Raw genomic sequence first — 18,151 nt, 5'->3', positions numbered from 1 at the left:
GACATCCGCCGCTCACCGTCCGCGTCGGGCGGCAGGGCTCCGCGCACCGCAATCGCTCAACCCACTCGGCTTGTACGCTTCATTGCAGTGACTACGACATCGTCATATCGACGAGTCCCTCCGCCATGCAGCCTCGAGGTTTTGCTCGAGGACCACGACGGAGCGCGCTGCTCGGACTGACAGCGGCGCTGGACCGGACTGACGGCGCTGCGGTTCGCAGCGGTCGGAGGGACGAACGGTTGTTGCCTGCTCCCTTAAAGGCGGGGGCCTTCCAAAGGGCGGGCGGCTTCAGCGGTTCAGAGACGGAAAGCGCTCCTAGTTGACGGCGAGCTTGGCTCGCGTGGCTCCAGCGAGGTCAACGCCGACGACGTCGGCCAGCCGCAGCAGGTAGAGGTGCACGTCGGCCATCACCTCCCCCAGCCGGTCGTTGAGTGGTGGCTGCCGCACGGCCGCCATCTGCTCGGCCGCCGGGAGCCACTGCAGCAGCTCGGCCAGCTCCCCTACCTCGCCGACGAGCGCGCGCCAGCGACTTCGGGTCGTGGAACCGTCCCCAGTCCCGGGCCTCGGTGAAGGCGCGCATCCGCCGGGTCAGGTCCTCGATGTCCAACACGAGTCGAGTATCGGGACGAAGCCGGACCCTGACGGCAGCTACTGTCCAGAGACGCGGCCCGACAGGCTTCCGGACTCCGGACACGCCTCCACCCGCACGAGTCGATTCGTGCTGCCCGGAGACTGTCCTTGCCCCTGTTGCGCACCTCCGCGCGAGGTCTGGCCGACCTCGTCCGCGACGGCCGCGTCGGCGCCGTCCTCGCCGAGCAGATGTCGTTCCAGATGAAGCGCCGGGCCTCCGCGTCCGAGATCCGCTCCTGGGACGCCAGCCTCCGCGTCCTCGCCGACGACCTGCTCCAAGCCGGTCTCGACCGGGTCGAGGTGTTGCTCGAGCACCAGCTGCCGCTGAGCAGCAAGCGGATCGACGTCGTCCTGGCCGGCCGGCACGCGCGCCGGGACGCGCCGTCCTACGTCATCGTCGAGCTCAAGCAGTGGACTGAGGCCGAGAGGTTCGAGGACGACGTCGAGCTCGTCGTCCAACCCTCCTACGGACCTCACCCCGTGCTGCATCCGGTGGCCCAGGTCCGGTCCTACGGCGAGTACCTGCTCGACTTCACGTCCGTGCTGCACGGGACCACGGACGTCCTCGCCGGCGCGGCCTACCTGCACAACGCGACGACGTCCCGCGTCGGCAGCCTCTTCGACTATCCGCAGGACGACCTCGGGAGGCTGTTCACAGGTCAGAGCCACGGCGAGTGGCTGGACTTCCTGCGTAGCCGGCTCGCACCATCTGACGGCAGCGTCTTCGCTGACCAACTGCTGCACTCGGCGATCGCCCCGAGCAAGCAGCTAATGGCAGTTGCGGCCGAGGAGGTCCGCCGCCGGGAGCAGTTCGTCCTGCTTGACGAGCAGCGCGTGGCCTTCGACCTGGTGATGCACGAGGTGGAGAAAGCCCGCGCGGGCAACCACAAGAGCGTCGTGATCGTCTCAGGCGGTCCCGGAAGCGGGAAGAGCGTCATCGCGCTGTCGTTGCTCGGTGAGCTCAACCGTCGTGGCCGCTCGGCCATCCACGCGACCGGCTCGCGGTCGTTCACCCAGACGCTGCGACGGGTGGCCGGCGCCGGGTCGCGGCAGGTGCAGTCACTCTTCAAGTACTTCAACAGCTTCATGGACGCCGACAAGAACGGCTTCGACGTCCTGATCGCCGATGAGGCACATCGGCTCCGTGAGACCTCCGCCAACCGGTGGACGCGGGCTGAACTCCGCACCGACAAGGCTCAGGTAGACGAGCTCATCGACGCAGCCCGCGTGCCGGTGTTCCTGTTGGACCAGAACCAGGTCGTCCGCCCCGGTGAGATGGGGACGGTGGAGGACATCGAGGCGGCCGCACGAAAGCGCGGGCTGGAGGTGCACCACGTCGACCTGAGCGCGCAGTACCGGTGTGGCGGGTCCGAGGCCTACATCGACTGGGTGGAGCGGCTGCTCGGGCTACGCCCTGGCGGACCGGTCTCGTGGGGCGGCGACCCCAACTTCGAGGTGCGCGTCGTTGAGTCGCCGTCGGCGATGGAGGCCGCGCTGGCCGCCAAGCTTGAGGAGCACTACGCCGCCCGCATGGCGGCCGGCTACTGCTGGCCGTGGAGCGACCCGCGCAAGGACGGCACCCTCGTCCCCGACGTACAGATCGGCGACTGGGCCCGGCCGTGGAACCTCAAGGGCGACCGGTCGGTGGGCGGCGCTCCTCCGTCGGCGCTGTGGGCCAGCGAGCCGGCAGGCTTTGGTCAGGTCGGCTGCGTCTACACCGCGCAGGGGTTCGAGTACGACTGGAACGGCGTCCTGATCGGCCCGGACCTCGTGTGGCGGAACGACCGATGGGTCACTGTTCGGTCGGCCAACCGTGACCCCGACTTCCGCAACGGCAAGAAAGTCAGCGACCGGGAGTTCGACGCACTCGTGCGGAACGTCTACAAGGTCCTACTCAGCCGCGGAATGCGGGGGACATTGATCTTCTCGACCGACAACGCCACGCACCATTTCCTGCAATCCCTTGTTGCATGACCGGCCGCGGCTGGCCAGCCTCAGTTGCTCAGGCACAACGTCGAAGCGATACCTAATCCAGAAGAAGGACGAGGTGGTGTCGACACCGCTCTCACAACTCCCGCCGGAAGGGCTGCTGGCATGGCGCCGTTCGCCCACCCTGATGTGCCAAGTGAACGGTCAGGTAATACTGAGGCGTGCATATGGGGCACTTGACGGCGCAACAGTTCTGACGGTGCTCAGTCTTCTCCCAGAGAGGACAACTCATCCCTGACATCGGTGCAATAGAGCATCATCGATTGCCCGGCCAAGATGCCCATATCTCCGGGGCCAAGGTTGAATTGCGAGATTAGGCCCATTAGGCCGAATAAGCCATCATTCCGCAAAACCGTACAGGTCGCCTCCATCATAGTCTGCAACCTGTCGTCGCTGGCATCTTGCAATGCTGGCACCTCGGCGCGCACCTTGTCAAAGGCGGCCTGCTCCTTCCGATCCTCCGCGGTTGGCCAGGTAAGATATGAGAGAATTGCCCCGCAGGCGGCCGTCACAAGAGCCGCACCAAGCACCAGGGTCTTCCATTTAAGCCACCTCGGCTTGGCTTCCCCGATGTCCTCAACCGGGGAGGAGCCAGGCAACGGCGGGGGCTCGGTGGACGCCAAATCTTGCGATCGAGATTGCAAGCCGGGCACGACAACTGAGCTTGGTTCATGGTCCGAGCCAACCATGTCTTGCTCATGCATTTCGGCATCCTTTCGCTGCGGCCAGCGTGTCCTGTCCCCTCCGACGCCAGCAGGCGCCGCCAAGGATGTAGCAAGCCGTCCGGCCTGAATGATGTTCGTTAGGCGTCTAGTGCTCTCCGCCACTGCGACCTAGGACCGCACATACTTCTTCGACGACTTGACGCGGAAGTTGAGCCGAACGCCGCTGGTAGACCAAGGTGACCGACGTAGGCACCACGAACTGGGCGGGGCAACCACGGAGGACTCAACCTAGCCGGCGGAGCCGTGACAGGTCACGCCTTACCTTCGCTGAGTCAAACCCGCATCAGCGACCTACCAACGAATTGCCGTCGCGTTTCTGCTCTATAGCGCTAGATGTGGCGACTTTTCATCTGGCAGGGGGTCGTTTAAGTACAGCGACACCCGTGGTGAAGTTGATATCCCCATAGGTATTGCCTATCTGTTTGCCTCAACTGGCGGGCAAGCCTGATCCGACCTCAGGCTTGTCGATAAGTCTTCGGCTACGGCCGATAAACCGTTGAGGTGCGGGCGGACCGACATCCCCCTCGTGAACAACAAGGCCTCGGCGCCCAGAACCTCGCACGCCATGAGATCATGGCCGCGCTGCGCTGAAGCAGCTGAGGACTGGCCGACCTACCGCCTAGTTGATTGCATTCTGATTCGGCTCTATAGGCCAATACTGAACCTTGCGACTCTTACACACCGAGCCGCCCGTGCGAGGGGAGATCGTCGTCATGCGCCTCAGAGTTGATGCCGCAACGTCTCACGTCACTCAATCGCCAACGTCATGCGGGTTTCCGACTCGGACCTGCAGTCGACCGGGCTCCGAACCCTGGCAGCACCGCAACGGAAGCGCGCCCAGGACGCCGGGGAGGGCCCGTGTTCTGTCCGAGGCGGTCGTGCAGTGGATCGCCAAGGAGTGTGCCGATGGCCCATCACTACGCTCCATTGCCCGTCGACTGACTCATGGCCGGATCGAAACTCTGGGGGAGGCCAACAGCGGAAGGCCACCTCCGTGATGAGCGTCCTCGAATCAATCTAATTAGGCCCTCCAGCCGCGAAGCGACGAGTAGTCCGCGCTCACCCGAGGTAGGCGCACAGCGAAACTCACTATTCGCGCCCTTCCCGAGTCACTCCTCCAACATTCACTGATGTCGCCGGCCGCCTTCATAACCTGGGCGCCTGACAACCTGCGGCCTAGAGTCCTGCTACGGGGCCAAGACTTGGCACTCTCCTTCCGCGTCGGCCTCAGCGGTCACTACAGGTACCTCCTCGGCCTCCGGGGCCACCGCGAGCACCTCCTCGGCCGTCGGGCCCACCACGGCCTCCCGAGCCACCACAGGCACCTCCTCGGACTCCTGGGTGACCGCCAGTGCCGCATCCGTCACCTCTGCCGACCTCCGTTGGTCCAGAGGGATGCAGTCAACGAGTGCCAAAGCCCTCTCCGCCTGAGCGAGGTACTGCGCGCTGACGTCCATGCCGATGAAGCGTCGACCCAGCGAAAGGGCGGCGACCCCGGAGTTGCCGCTGCCGACGAAGGGGTCCATCACTACGTCGCCCAGGGTTGTCGAGAGCCCGATGCAGCGACCGGGCAGCGCCACAGGGAACTGTGCGCCATGGCCCTTGCCGCCGTTCGAGGTATAAAGCTTCCAAACCTCCGCCTCTTCGATGTCCCGCCTGTCGACGGCCTCATCGGTATCCCAGAAGTCCGATAGCTTATCGGTCTCCGCCGAGGAATTCCGACCCCCGAGCTTCGCAGGCAGCTCTCGGTAGGCATTGCGATTGAACCTAGGAGTGCGCACCTTGGAAAGATGAAGGACGTACTCAAGGCTGCGACTTACCCGCGAGTTCTGGGGCTCGGGGAGCGTGTGGGGCTTAGCCCACGTGATGACGCTCTTGACGTAGTAGCCGATTCGGCTCGCACGCTCAGCGATCATGCCAGGGATTAGACACTGTTCGCCGTCCTTCAGATACGCGTGACCAGCGCTGTACCGCCTACATTCATGATCCGCCCACGACCTCTTGTCATGCCCCTGCATCGCCCGCAGCGCCTCTGCCGCATTTCCACGGATCTGCGTACGGGTGTTGTATGAATCCATGACGTTCCACCACACCGATGCTGTGTTAGCAAGGCTTGGCAACAATTCATAGAGAAGTTGGGTTGTATGCCTGGCGAACCCTTCCGGGGTCTGCTCATGTCCATACGGACACTCCTCGCCGTCGGCCCATCGCACGAAATGCGAGTCCTTATAGATGCGCATCGCCCAGTAGGGTGTCGACGTAACGACACAGTCGACTGATGCGGCGGGGAGTCGCCGCAGCAGGTCGAGAGTGTTCCCCTTATGCAAGCTGAAGTGGTCCGGAGTCGGCAAGGGATCTTCCACCGTTGCCACTCGCTGCGCCAAGAGGTAATCGAGGACCTGACTTCGCCGGACGAACGTCTCTTTGTAGGCGTCTTGATCCAATAGCGTCAGAACGTCTCGAGCGTCCGGCTGACGGCTATGACCCAGGACCTTGCGCATAAAGACGGGCGACATGCCAACGAGGGCGCCGACAAGCCTAATGTCGAAGGACCCGTCAGTCTTGCCAAATGCGTCACGGTCAAGCGCCGAGACAGGAGTCTGTGGCTTGATGTCCGGCAGTGGTCGCTGCGATTCCAATAGCACTCCTATCATCGTGGTGGCGAGACGGTGCCCAGCCTCGCGGTCAGCGATCACACCCTACGGCAGGCCTCCGACAAGTCCCCGGCGTACACACGAAACCGCGATGAGTCTAGGCGGCTAGGGCGGCGGGACAGTGCCTCGATTCAAGATCCGTACTCGACCAGGTCCTGTCGTAACGTCCCGGTTGAAGGTGCGAACTAGAAGATCTTCAGTGCTCGATCAACTGCGCCCGAGAGCTCTGCCGTTTAGCCCGACTCAGTCTGCGACGAATAGAGGCGGCGTGGATGCTCTGCATCAGCAAGCGTACGTGGCCAGACGATAATTGTTTCCACTCATCGCCGCTCCTTTCATCAATGTCCGGCACAGCGACACAGATACGCATACTCGCCACCCGGGCACGACTATTCCTGAGGCAAGTCGTCTATTGTAATCAGGTGAAGGAAGTTGCGAGCACAAACACCTAGCTGACTGATTTCGCGTCGCGCACCGAGCCCAGCTTGAACGACACAACGTTCCGGATGGCGTTCTCGACTGGCTGTCACACGGCGACTCGCAAGGCGACGTCCCCAACTCAAGGGATGCCACCCTTCGGTTCGATAACTGCTCCAGTAGCTGCAGGGCGAAAGGCCACATGGTGCTTGAGCTTGTTACCACGGTCCACCATGGGCATCTGCCCGCCCCATCTGACGCTTTCGCCAGCGCCTCACCCGCCCCAGAAGAGCGACCGCGCCCCGTCAGCGTGCGCCAGTCACTCTCCGTCGCTGAAGCTCATCCGTCGGTAGCCTAGAGTGCCACGCATGAAAGAGCTGACAACCGGGAGCCGCAGCCAGGCGGCTGGTAGCTGATGGCACGTTGCTCCGAGGCCGCACTGGAGGCCTCGCTGCGGGAGCTGAGCGAACATGCCTCCGGGAACAAGCACCGCTCAAACTGGCTGTCGGTCCTACTGGCAGCAAAACGGGCTGCCGTTGCCGGCTACCCGCTCAGCATCAATGGCACAAACCGCGCCGTGACGGATTTGTTCGTAATTTATCCGAATCATCCGCGGGGCCGGATCAGCCCGTTCGTCGACCTAGCGTCGAGTGACCGCTGGCTGAAGGTGCAGAATTCCGGCCGCAGCACCGTGTGGAACAACGGCACGCGAAGCGGAAACCAACGGATATTATTCGTGCAGGGACATTACAAGAACGGCCTGCTGCCAAATGCGGCCAACATTGCGGTGCAGCACCTGGGAACAGAGGACCCACTGCCGGGCCGTGATGCCCTGGCCGTATTCTTGACGCGCGCTCATGACTGGCCGACCGAGCCGTCGCGGGCCGACCTGCACGCCGCGGCGCAGGCCTACGCTGGGCTAAGCGCGGCCGAGTTCGAAGCTATTAGCGAGGACACCGTCCTGCCGGTGCCCGTCTTGCCGGTACCCGAGCTCGGCCAGCCAGAGTGGTCACTGGACTTGCTCGCCGCGAGCGGTCTGGGGCCACCGGCCGCCGCGCCCCCTCCTGGCGGGCCGCCACCGGCGGACGACATTCCAGTGGGTGAGGTGCATGAGCTGCCGGAGCGCTTTCGGCGGTTCCTTCACCAGCATGGCATCGCCACCGAAAGCCGTGGCGAATCGCTCGACCTGCTGGCCGCCGTCCTGTCCTCGCAACTCGTCATCATGGCCGGGCCAAGCGGCAGCGGGAAGTCGCTCATGGCAGCCGCCCTGGCGGCCTTCTTCGCGCCGGACACCCGGCGGGCCCGGCTGGAATCGTCTCGGCTGCTGGCCAAGCGCGAGGAGTTCCTTGGCTACTACTCGCATCTGGCCGGACAGCGCTTCCAGGCCTACGACCCACTGCTCGACTTGCTGGCCCTAACGGACGGTCCGGCCGACTCGCCGCCCATGGTAATCATCGAGGAAGCCAATCTGTCGCCGATCGAAGGCTACCTGTCGCCTCTGGTGCACGGCCTCGGCGGGCTGCAAGCCGAAATTCTGCCGATCACTCTGCACACCCAGCCGGACGACGTCGACTCCCAGGTGCCGGAACGCCGAGTGCCGCGCGTGCTCGAACTTCGGCCCTATCCGCGCTTCTTCGCCACCATTAACGTAGATGCCGAGTCGCCTGCGCCGGCGCGCAAGGTGGTCAGCCGGGCCTGCGTGGTATTGCTGGAGACGCCGGCCTTCGAGACCGCCTTGGCGGCCGTCGACACCGTGACGCACCCGTCAATCGCGGAAGCGGCCGGACCGGCAGCCGGTTTAATCGGCCGGCCGACCATAGCCTTCGACCGCTATCGAGAGACGGGCAGCAACGTCTACGAGCAGGCGCTGACCAGACGGGCCATGCAACTGCGCGACAGCCTCGGCGTTGACGTCATCGCCCACCGCGCCTTACAGCGCAGCCTCATGTATATGTCCTGGTACGTCGAGTTGGAGGGCGTGTCGGAGGCTGAGCCGGAGAACGAGACCGGTGAGGCTATCGATGCAGCCGTCGAGGTTGCGGCCGACAACGCTCTGGTGCACTTCGTCCTGCCCAGCCTGCCAGCCGTCCAGTTCGAGCGGGCACTAGAGGCCCTCGACGACGGCCAGCGTTCCGGCATGCTGGCGGCTCGGATCACGCGGCTGCGACGGGCCGCCAGCGAGCAGCAGTTTGGGCCACCGCCCGATTTCTGGGGAGCGCTGAGCTGAGCGCCACCATCCGCTATATCCGTGCCGGCCGCACGATCGCTCAAGTAACGGTCGACGGGCGGCTGCTGACACCGGCTCTGCCCTACGGGCTGCGACTGGAATCCGACGCCGCCGGCTTCAGCATCTACGAACCGGCGGACCGGGCGCTCGCCGGTGAGCTGACCATTCCGTACGTAGTAGGCCGAACAGTGCAGTTTGCTGAGCTGCTCGTACCGTCAAACGGCCGCTTTACGCAGGAGGACCTGCGCTGTCTCTGGCAGGCCGGCAGCGAGCTGGCGAGTTGGCGCGCGGCCCGCCAAGCGGTGGCCCGAAGCGAAGGAACCTTCGGTACGCCGGAGATTGCTGGGCAGGCGCCTGAACTACGCGACTGGCGCTCGTTAACGGCCTGCGCCCAAGACGCCGCGAGCCTGCTGGCCGGCTGGCCGACCATGCTCGACCGGCGTGAGGCCTGGTACGCGATTGGCATCCCGGTCGGAGTGGAGGATCTAGCCAGCACAGAGCGTGGCGCCGAGCAGCGCGGCTACGTGGCCGCGGACAACCAGGGCCAGCTGGTAGTGACGCAGAGCGCCCGAACTCGCGGTACACGCCGACCGTTGACTTCCCACACGTTGGCGACACTCTGCCTAGCGATCGTGCAGCTCGTTCGGAAGTCGCTGCCACCAACTGAACAGCGCCTGCTCCGGCCGCTCCTCCAACCGATCGCGGCCGTGGGACAACGGGCGACCGCGCCGACCGGGGCTCGTGATCCGGACCCGTCGTCATGGCCGCCGGCCTTTCTGGCGTTCTCGGCCTCCTGCATGCGCGTGCTGGTCGAGGTCCAGTCGGCCGAGCGGGGGCGCGGCGTGATCCCGTTCCTCGATGCTGACGAGCTGTATGAAGCCTGGCTGGCTACTGAGGTGCGGCGCCGGCTGGATGCCCGCTTCGGCGCGTGGGTAGCGCCGGGGTCCGACGCCCTGGCGGCTTGGAACCATGAAGGCGTGCGATTTGAGCTTTGGGTGAAGCCAAGCATCAGCCGCGCCGGCCTGCAGCTAGGCACGGCCCAGCTGCAGGCGATTGTGGCGCAGACGCTCACCCCGGATCTCGTGCTGACTGCCAACCGCGGCGATAAGACTGAGCTAACTGTGCTCGACGCCAAGTCCTGGGCCGTCATGCTGCCGGAAGACGCGCTTGCGCAAAGCGCGAAATATCTCTACGGGCTCCGCCGCCCTGACGCGCCAGCTGCTATCCCGGCAATCGTCGGGGTCGATCTCGTGACCTGCGCGGCGCGGCCGGCTGTCTCCGATCCGGCCCTATCTAGAGTCAATATCATCTCGGTCACGCCGACTCGGGCTACCGACCTGCTAGATGAGCGGATCAACGAGCTCGTCGATCAACTGATTGACGCATTAAGCGAGCGGGAGCGGTCGGCGTCGACTTAGGAATGCGCTAATGCTTTCGTTGAGCGCGTCCGTCAGCTACCCGGCGGCGTGGTCAGGCAGGAGATGCCGACGCCCGCCTCGTTCCCCTGGCCGATAAACCCAAATTGGAAGCGGCTCCGCGATCTGTGGCTGCCTTCCCCGGGCCCAGTGTAGGTGTTGCCAGCTCGCTGAAGGTTTGCGTCGCAGATGCCATAGAGGTCGCTGGTCAGACAGCCCGCTTCGTCAGAGTCGGTCAATCCAGGTGTCTTCGTCGCGGTCGTCCCACGCAGAGGTACGACTCGTCTGCGGCGCTCTCGTCGAAGCGAGCGAAGACACGACGCGCAGTGCCTCTGCACGCGTCAGCGACCGCAGCGACTCGACAGGTCGCGCGACTATGGCTTCGATCGCTTTCTGTCGCTCGGCCATCGTCGTCAGGCCACGGGTGGTTAATGCCGTCCTGACGTCGTTGACCAGCCAGTCGGCGATCGAGGCCTCCGTGAGGACCGGCTGGGTCGACTCCTCCGTGGATGCGTCGTCGCCAAAGAGTGAGAGCTCGTCTGACACGAAGCAATGCTAGGCGGTCACGCCGGCGGTCGATCTCAACGGCTAACAACTCTCGTGGACGTGGCGGAGGTAGGCGAAACCGGAGGAGCCGGGTGAAACCTTCCAGCTCACGGCACCGTGACGACCTCGTTGCGGACGTCGCCTCTCGCCACCGAGACAGCTTCGGGTCGGCAGCCACCCGGCCGGCGGGCTCGAACGCCGAGTTGCGGCCTCAACGCAATCTCGGCTGCTCTCCGGCGTCGATCATGTGTAGGCCGCCGCGGCCATGCTCCTTGGCGCCGTACATCGCCCGATCCGCCAGCGAGAGCACCTCGTCCAGCGTCGTCCCAGGTGCAGCCATCGCCAGCCCGATGGAGGCCGATACCCGAACGGTCCGCCGGCCCACCTCGACCTCGTCCACGAGCGCTGCCGCCAGCTCGTGGCCGATGGCCTCCGCCGTAGCAGCGTCCACCCTGGGCAGGACCGCCACGAACTCGTCCCCGCCCAGCCGGCCCACCACGGCCCCCGGCAGCTCCTTCGCCACGTGCCGGCGCAGCCGGTCGGCGAGCCGGACGAGCAGCTGGTCCCCCACCGCGTGGCCGCCGCGGTCGTTGACCTCCTTGAACCGGTCGACGTCCACGAACAGCACCGCTCCCCCGACGGCCAGCGCCGCGCGGCCGGTGTCGAGCAGGTGGCTGCGGTTGGCCAGCCCGGTCAGCGGGTCCTGCCGGGCCGACCGCAGCAGCGCCTGCCGCCAGCCGTCGGCCTTGGTCGCCACCGCGGTCAGCCGGTCCACCGTCTCCTGCAGCCGCACCGTCTGGTCGGCGTCCGCCTCCTCGGCCAGCCCCGCCGTCGACGAGGCCAGCGTCTCGAGCACCGTCTCCAGCGGCAGGCCGGCCGCCACCGTCTCCAGCGTCCGGCCCTGCGCGGCCAGCAGCTCGCCGTCCCACCGGTGCGCGGCCACCTGCCGCCGCAGCGACAGCACACTGCGCACCAGCCGGACCTGGTTCTCGAGCAGCTCCTGCTCGGCCAGCGAGAACGCCCGGGGCTCGTCGTCGAAGACGCCGAGCGAGCCGAGGACGAAGCCGTCCTCGTCGATCAGCGGCACTCCGAGGTAGGAGCGGATCGCACCGGCCGCCACCGCCGGGTTGTCGCGGAAGACCGGGTGGTCGAGCGCGTCGGCCACCTGCAGCGGCGCCCGCAGCGCCACCACGTACGCGCAGAACGACAGCTCGTCGGGCACGTACGAGTACGGCGCCCCCGCGCCCCGCTCGGCCGGGAAGCACTGCTCGTCCGGGCCGACCAGGTTGATGACCGCGATCGGCGCCTCCACCGTCCGCGCCATGCACGCGACGACGGCGTCGAGGTCGGAGACCCCGGCGTGCCCCGGCAGCCGGTAGCTGGCGATCGCGGCCAGCCGGGCCACCTCGGCGACGGCAGGCCGCGGATCGGGCAGCGGGGCGTCGGCCGGCGCGGACTCGGGCAGGCGGGGCGTCGGGACGGCGGCGCTCACGCGCGGCGACCCTAGTGGCCGAGCGTGACCGACGGAACACGCTGTGGCACCGGGACATCCCTCGACGTCGAGGCGCCGAGCCGGCCCTCCCCGACGGCGGCCTCGAGCTCGGCGGGACCGCGCCTTCCCGCGGCCGGCGGCCCGGCCCGTCCCGCGGCGAGAGGTGCCGTCCGCCTCTGTCGCCGCGGAACCTCTCGTCGCGACGCTCCGGGTCCCCACCGGATCGGGAGGTCGGCACCGTGTACGTCACCCAGGGCCTGCACCGCCACGTCCAGCAACGCGCGGACGAGATCGCCACCGTCTGCGCCGGCCGCACCCGGACCCACGCCGAGTCCGTCGACCGGATCGCCCGCCTGGCCGCTGCTCTCCAGCAGCTCGGGATCCGGGACGGCGAGCGCGCGGCCGTCCTGTCCCTGAACTCCGACCGCTACTCCGAGGTCCTCGGCGCGACGCTGTGGGCCGGCGGCGTCGTTGTCCCGGTCAACATCCGGTGGAGCGTCCCCGAGATCGCCGACTCCCTCGCCGAGGTCGGGGCCCGGGTCCTCGTCGTCGACGACGTCTTCGCCGCGTACACCGAGCCGATCCGGGCGGCCCACCCGCGCCTGGAGCACGTCGTCCACGCGGGCGACGGCCCGACCCCCGAGGGCATGCTCGCCTTCGAGGAGCTGGTCGCGACGTCCGAACCGGTCGAGGACGTCCGCCGCGGGGGCGACCAACTGGCCGGCGTCTTCTACACCGGCGGCACCACCGGCCGGTCCAAGGGCGTCATGCTCAGCCACGACAACCTGCTGACGTCGTCGATGGGCGCGCTGGTCGCCAACCACTTCCCGCCCGGTGGGGTGGGCCTGCACTCCGCGCCCATGTTCCACCTCGCCGCCTTCTCCAACTGGGTCGGCGCCGTGGTGATCGGCGGCACCCAGGTGATGATCCCGGCGTTCGACCCGGTCGCCGTGCTGACCGCCGTCCAGGAGCACGGCGTCACCGACCTGCTGCTGGTCCCCACGATGATCCAGCTGGTGGTCGATCACCCCCGGGTCGACGAGTTCGACCTGAGCAGCGTCCGCCGGGTGGGGTACGGCGCCTCCCCCATGTCCGACGCCCTGCTCGGCCGGGCGATGAAGACCCTGCCCAACGCCCGCTTCCTGCAGGCCTACGGCATGACCGAGGTCGCCCCGGTGGCCACCCTGCTCACGGCCGAGGACCACGAGGACCCGGCGCACCGGCGCTCGGTCGGGCGCGCCGCTCCGCACGCCGAGGTGCGCGTCGTCGGCCCGGACGACGTCGAGCTCCCCCGCCGGGAGGTCGGGGAGATCGTGGTCCGCGGCGGCCACGTGATGCTCGGCTACTGGGACCGGCCGGAGGAGACCGCCGAGGCGCTGCGGGGCGGCTGGATGCACACCGGCGACGCCGGCTGGATGGACGACGAGGGCTACGTGTACCTCACCGACCGCATCAAGGACATGATCATCTCCGGCGGGGAGAACGTGTACTCCGTCGAGGTGGAGAACGTGCTCGCCCAGCACCCGGCGGTGGCCACCTGCGCGGTCATCGGGGTCCCCGACGAGACGTGGGGCGAGCGCGTGCACGCCGTCGTCGTCCCAGCGGCCGGCGCCGCCGTCACCCTCGAGGAGCTGCGGGCCTTCTGCGCCGACCGGCTGGCGGGGTACAAGACGCCGAGGTCGATGGACGTCGTCGACGCGCTGCCGCTCTCCCCCGTCGGCAAGGTCCTCAAGCGGACCCTGCGCGAGCCCTACTGGGCGGGGCAGGAGCGCGCCGTCCACTGAGGTGGGCCGGCCGGGGAACAGCCGGACGACGACTCGCTCGACGTCCGGGCCATTGCCTCGCGCACCGAGCGTCGACAGGCTGAGCCGGAACGCCGTAGGAGCGTTCCCGCCAGGTCAGGAGAGCGGCCCATGCACGCACGGTCCACGAGCATCCGCGGCCACACGGCCGGCATCGACGCCGCCGTCGCCTACGTGCGCGACGACGTCCTGCCGACAGTTCAAAGCACCGACGGCTGCGTCGGCCTCTCCATGCTCGCCGACCGCGACAGCGGCCGCTGCATCGTGGCGACCGCCTGGAGGGACGAGCAGGCCATGCGCGCCACCGCCGCCGAGGACCGCACCGTCCAGCACCGCCTGGTGCACGTCCTCGGCGGCGGGCACGCCGACGTCCGGGAGTGGGACATCGCGGTCCTCCACCGGGACCGTCCGGCCGGGGACGGCGCCGGCGCGCAGGTCACCTGGGCCCGCATCGCGCCGAACCACCTCGACGACCTGCTCGACGCCTACCGGCACAACCTGCTGCCCAAGCTCCAGGAGCTACCCGGCTTCTGCAGCGTCAGCATGCTGGTCGACCGGCGCCTCGGCCGGACGGTCAGCGTCACCAGCTTCGAGGACCGCGACGCCGCGGGGCTGGTGCGCCGGCACGCCCGATCGCTGCGCGAGCAGTTCGCGCAGGCCCTGGGCGCCAAGATCGTGGACGTCGCCGAGATGGACCTCGTCCTCGCCCACCTGCACGTCCCCGAGGCGGTGTGAGCGGTCTCAGTCCTCGGCGGACCGGCGCATCGACCACATCTGCGCGGGGCGCTCGAACTGGGTGGCGACCTCCCAGCTCACCGCGCCGTTGACGACCTCCTTGCGGAAGTTGCCGACGGCCACGCGGGCGAGCTCCGGGTCGGCGGCCACGCGGCGGGCCAGCTCGAGGGCGCGGTCCTCGACGGCGGCGTCGTCGACCGACTCCCACGCCAGGCCGAGCTCCACGGCCTTGGTCCCATTGATCTCCTCGCCGAACAGCGCCATCGCCGCGGCGGCCTCGCGGCCGATCAGCCGGGACAGGATGACGAAGTGCCCGCCGCCGGGGTGCAGGCCGCGCTTGAGGAAGCCGGCCAGCAACCGGGCGTCGTTCGCGACGATCCGCAGGTCGGCAGCCAGCAACATGTTCATCCCGGCACCGACGGCGGACCCGCGCACGGCGGCGATCGTCGGCACCGTGACCTGGCCCAGCCGGTAGAAGGAGTCGTAGATCCGGCCCATGCCCTCGTAGGCGTCGGGCGCGGCCGGGTCCTTGCCGGCGTTCGTCAGCGTCGCGACGTCGCCGCCCGCGCAGAACGACTTCCCCACCGCCCGGACGACGAGCGCCCCGACCTCGGGCTGGGCGTCCACCTCGTCGAAGACGTCGATCAGCTCGCCGGCCATCTGCGGCGTCAGCGCGTTGCGACGGTCGGGCGCGTTGAGCGTCACCACCGCCACGCCGCCGTCGACCTCGAGCAGGACCTCGGCGTCAGCCACGAGTGCACCTCCGGATCGGGGCCCGCGGGCCCGGGGACCGTCTGCAGGCATCAGACCACGACGCCGTGTTGCCGCCCTGCGCGGGCCGGTCCCACACTCGGCTCCCCACCTCCGGAGCCCGCATGCCCGCCCGCCGCACCGCGATCCTCGCCCTTGTCTCGCTATTGGCTACGGGCTGCACCGACGTCGAGGGCGACCCGAGCCCCGCGCCGACGACGTTCACCGAGCTCCTGGGCACCACCGACCTGGACGCCGTCGCACCCGCCGGGGTGGACGTCGTGGACCTCGAGGCCGGTCCGGACGACGCGCTCGTCCTGCTCGCCGACAGCGCCGACCCGGCCGTCACCTACCTGGCGCGGGTCGGTGAGGACGGCGTCGGCGACGTGCAGCGGTTGGACGGCGCCGGCGAGCAGCTGTTCGTGGGACCCGACGGCGCCGTCCTCGTCCTCGGCCCGGGTCGGCTGACCACCGTGGGCGGCGGCACCGTCGAGCTGGGCGTCGACAGGGAGACCGCCGCCCTCTCCCCCGACGGCCGCCGGCTGTACGTGGCGGGCGAGGGCCGGCTGGCCGCGATAGACCCCGCTACCGGCGAGGTGCAGGCGACCGCCGACCTCGATCCCGGCCTCGCGGTGAAAGTCCTCGCCGCCGGACCGGACGGGCCGGTCGCGCTCATGAGCGACGCCCGCGCGCTCGACCTTGCCGACGTCGCCGTCCTGGGCACCTGGAGCGAGGACCTGGGGCAGGCCGAGCTCGTCGAGCTGGCCTCCGACCGCCCGGCCAGCATCCCGTCCGCGCTGCGGCTGACCGACGACGGCGATGCGGTCGTGACGCTCACCGTCCACGGCGACGACCCGTTCCGCGTCTCGGTCGTCGAGGACGGCGAGGTGACCGCCACGCACCCCATCCCCGGCACCGACCGCGCCCCCGCCGACCTGGCCCTCTCTCCCGACGGGCGGGTCGCCTACCTGGCGGTGGCCGGGTTCGAGGTGGAGTCCGGCGCGATCACGCTCGACCTGTCCAGCGGTGAGCAGCTCGCGGCCGGCCGGCTGTGCGAGGGGCAGGGCACCTTCGGCCGGGTGGCGCTCACCGGCGACCGGCTCACGGTGATCGGGGCGTGCGTCGGAGGGGACAACTCGTCGACCACCGCGTTCGTGCTCGGGTAGCCGTTCGGGTGGGTTGTCCCCAGGGTGCGATCCGGAGCGGCGCTGTTCTGGTTATCGTCCGCGATCGTGCGAAATCCCGGCACCGGACGGACGAGCCTCATCGCGGTGGTCCTCGGCACGGCGCTGCTGCTGCCCGCCTGCGCGGCCAATGACGACGACGAGGCACCGAGCACGAGCCTGCCGACGACGTCGGCGCCCGCGCCCAGCACCGAGGCGCTGCCCGTGGTGGGCCCGGCCGACTTCCCCGTGCCGCCCGAGGCCCGCACCCAGGACGCCGCCGGCGCCGAGGCCTTCCTCCGCTACTGGATCGACCTGCTGAACCGGCAGCGCGCCATCCCCGCCGGGCAGCCCCTACGCGACCTCGGGCCTGAGTGCAACGAGTGCCGGCGCATCGCCAACAACTATGACGAGGCGGCCGCTGCAGGAAATCGGTACGTCGGCGGGGAGGTGACCATCACTGCCGTAGCTCAGCCCGCACTCGACGGCCCAATCGCGCAGTACTCCTTCAGTGCGCGTCGAGAGCCTGTCTCATTGGTTGACGGCTCGGGTGCAGTCCTTGAGGCACAGCCCGATCCGGCGCCGCGGCTGTCCTCGGGTCTCTACCTCGAGTGGGACGAGAGCGCCCGCTCATGGCGGGTCACGTCCTTCCAGCTCGGATGAGACGTCCTTTCGCGGTGATCACCGCAGCCCTTGTGTTGGTCGTGTGGATGACGGCCTCGGTCGGGTCGTCATCCTTGGCTTGTTCATTCGACGACTGCGGCTCGACCGGTGTGGCTGACGGAGCGGCCTCTGTCGAGTACTCCGGCGGAGCGGTCAACCAATTGGTGAGCGGCGGTGGGGCCGCTGCCGTGGACTACGTCTGGCGACTGATTCAGCCTTGCGCCTTGACTGACGAGCGCGAGGGCGCCTGCACGGCCATCGACTTTCAGGACTGCCCCGCCGACCCCGGGCAGGTCATGCGCTATCTCTCCGTCCAACAGCGGCCCGTTGTACGTGCGGATGGCACAGCCGTGATTCCGGTGACCCCTGGCTTCGGTCCTGGGGACCTGCTCGGCTCCTGGACAACGCTCCGCACGGCGTGCATCGACATCACCGCGCTGAACCCGCCGCCATCGCCGGAGGAGGTGTTCGCCTACTTCCAGCGACTGCCGCTGCCGCAGCTGACCACCTCGCACGCGCCGCCGGGCCGGGGCCTGTCCGGACTCCCGGTCGTCTTCTGGACCGACGCCCCGACCACCCAGACCTTCACCGTCGACGTCCGCGGCTACGCCGTCGTCATCGTCGCCGAGGCCCAGCGCTACACCTGGCGCACCGGCGACCCCGCCGCACCCACGCTCACCACCACCGTCCCCGGCGGGGCCTATCCCGAGCAGGCGACCGAGCACCTGTACCGCTCGGGCACGTACACCGCCTCGCTCACCGTCACCTGGGGCGCCACGTTCACCGTCGACGGCAGCGCGCCGGCCGACGTCCCCGGCACCACCACGACCGACGGTCCGCCGGTCACCTTCGACGTCGTCGAGGCCAGCGCCGTCCTGACGAACCCCTACGACTGACCAGCTCAGCGGACAGCCGCCCGCACGACGCCGTGCCGCGGACCGCA

Annotated in this window: 14 protein-coding genes; 8 read left to right on the top strand and 6 right to left on the bottom strand. The window is 68.3% G+C overall.

Features of this window, described 5'->3' with window-relative positions; all coding sequences use genetic code 11:
- Nucleotides 1-315: 315 nt before the first annotated feature.
- Complete coding sequence (locus ACI796_RS02245) at nucleotides 316-447, bottom strand: hypothetical protein (protein ID WP_456939635.1); 132 nt, start codon at nucleotides 445-447, stop codon at nucleotides 316-318.
- Between the two features lie 300 nt (nucleotides 448-747).
- On the opposite strand from ACI796_RS02245, the gene ACI796_RS02240 reads away from it, so the two are divergent.
- On the top strand, nucleotides 748-2,604 hold the full coding sequence (locus tag ACI796_RS02240) for a DNA/RNA helicase domain-containing protein (RefSeq protein WP_456939634.1): 1,857 nt from the start codon (nucleotides 748-750) through the stop codon (nucleotides 2,602-2,604).
- A 218-nt stretch (nucleotides 2,605-2,822) separates the two neighbouring features.
- Here ACI796_RS02240 and ACI796_RS02235 read toward each other — a convergent pair whose 3' ends face one another.
- A complete protein-coding gene (locus ACI796_RS02235; RefSeq protein ID WP_456939633.1) occupies nucleotides 2,823-3,323 on the bottom strand; it encodes a hypothetical protein in 501 nt (166 codons plus the stop codon).
- A gap of 1,208 nt (nucleotides 3,324-4,531) precedes the next feature.
- Nucleotides 4,532-6,040: a DNA-methyltransferase gene (locus tag ACI796_RS02230; protein ID WP_456939632.1), complete on the bottom strand. Its 1,509-nt coding sequence runs from the start codon at nucleotides 6,038-6,040 to the stop codon at nucleotides 4,532-4,534.
- Nucleotides 6,041-6,830: 790 nt separating this feature from the next.
- On the opposite strand from ACI796_RS02230, the gene ACI796_RS02225 reads away from it, so the two are divergent.
- Both ACI796_RS02225 and ACI796_RS02220 read left to right on the top strand, forming a co-directional pair.
- The gene (locus tag ACI796_RS02225) at nucleotides 6,831-8,642 is read left to right on the top strand and encodes a hypothetical protein (RefSeq protein WP_456939631.1); all 1,812 of its coding nucleotides are present in this window, start codon (nucleotides 6,831-6,833) and stop codon (nucleotides 8,640-8,642) included.
- Nucleotides 8,643-8,830: 188 nt separating this feature from the next.
- Nucleotides 8,831-10,060, top strand: a complete 1,230-nt coding sequence (locus ACI796_RS02220) for a hypothetical protein (RefSeq protein ID WP_456939630.1) — start codon at nucleotides 8,831-8,833, stop codon at nucleotides 10,058-10,060.
- 222 nt (nucleotides 10,061-10,282) lie between these two features.
- Here ACI796_RS02220 and ACI796_RS02215 read toward each other — a convergent pair whose 3' ends face one another.
- Nucleotides 10,283-10,603: a hypothetical protein gene (locus tag ACI796_RS02215; RefSeq protein ID WP_456939629.1), complete on the bottom strand. Its 321-nt coding sequence runs from the start codon at nucleotides 10,601-10,603 to the stop codon at nucleotides 10,283-10,285.
- 211 nt (nucleotides 10,604-10,814) lie between these two features.
- Nucleotides 10,815-12,095: a diguanylate cyclase domain-containing protein gene (locus ACI796_RS02210; RefSeq protein WP_456939628.1), complete on the bottom strand. Its 1,281-nt coding sequence runs from the start codon at nucleotides 12,093-12,095 to the stop codon at nucleotides 10,815-10,817.
- Between the two features lie 239 nt (nucleotides 12,096-12,334).
- Between ACI796_RS02210 and ACI796_RS02205 the strand changes: the two genes are divergently transcribed.
- Nucleotides 12,335-13,879, top strand: a complete 1,545-nt coding sequence (locus ACI796_RS02205) for an acyl-CoA synthetase (protein WP_456939627.1) — start codon at nucleotides 12,335-12,337, stop codon at nucleotides 13,877-13,879.
- A gap of 129 nt (nucleotides 13,880-14,008) precedes the next feature.
- Entirely contained in the window at nucleotides 14,009-14,632 is a 624-nt protein-coding gene (locus ACI796_RS02200; protein WP_456939626.1) for a hypothetical protein, read from the top strand.
- A 6-nt stretch (nucleotides 14,633-14,638) separates the two neighbouring features.
- Here the strand turns inward: ACI796_RS02200 and ACI796_RS02195 are convergent, their stop codons facing one another.
- Entirely contained in the window at nucleotides 14,639-15,385 is a 747-nt protein-coding gene (locus ACI796_RS02195; RefSeq protein ID WP_456939625.1) for an enoyl-CoA hydratase-related protein, read from the bottom strand.
- 122 nt (nucleotides 15,386-15,507) lie between these two features.
- On the opposite strand from ACI796_RS02195, the gene ACI796_RS02190 reads away from it, so the two are divergent.
- The 3 genes from ACI796_RS02190 (at nucleotide 15,508) to ACI796_RS02180 (ending at nucleotide 18,104) form a co-directional block, all read left to right on the top strand.
- Nucleotides 15,508-16,548 carry a hypothetical protein gene (locus tag ACI796_RS02190; protein ID WP_456939624.1) on the top strand — a complete coding sequence of 347 codons (1,041 nt, stop codon included), beginning with the start codon at nucleotides 15,508-15,510 and terminating at the stop codon, nucleotides 16,546-16,548.
- Between the two features lie 66 nt (nucleotides 16,549-16,614).
- The gene (locus ACI796_RS02185; protein WP_456939623.1) at nucleotides 16,615-17,208 is read left to right on the top strand and encodes a DUF6318 family protein; all 594 of its coding nucleotides are present in this window, start codon (nucleotides 16,615-16,617) and stop codon (nucleotides 17,206-17,208) included.
- Between the two features lie 359 nt (nucleotides 17,209-17,567).
- On the top strand, nucleotides 17,568-18,104 hold the full coding sequence (locus ACI796_RS02180; RefSeq protein ID WP_456939622.1) for a hypothetical protein: 537 nt from the start codon (nucleotides 17,568-17,570) through the stop codon (nucleotides 18,102-18,104).
- The last annotated feature ends 47 nt before the right edge of the window (nucleotides 18,105-18,151 follow it).

It is taken from the genome of Geodermatophilus sp. SYSU D00525 (assembly GCF_054050475.1).
This window is presented reverse-complemented; position numbering and strand designations above follow the sequence as displayed.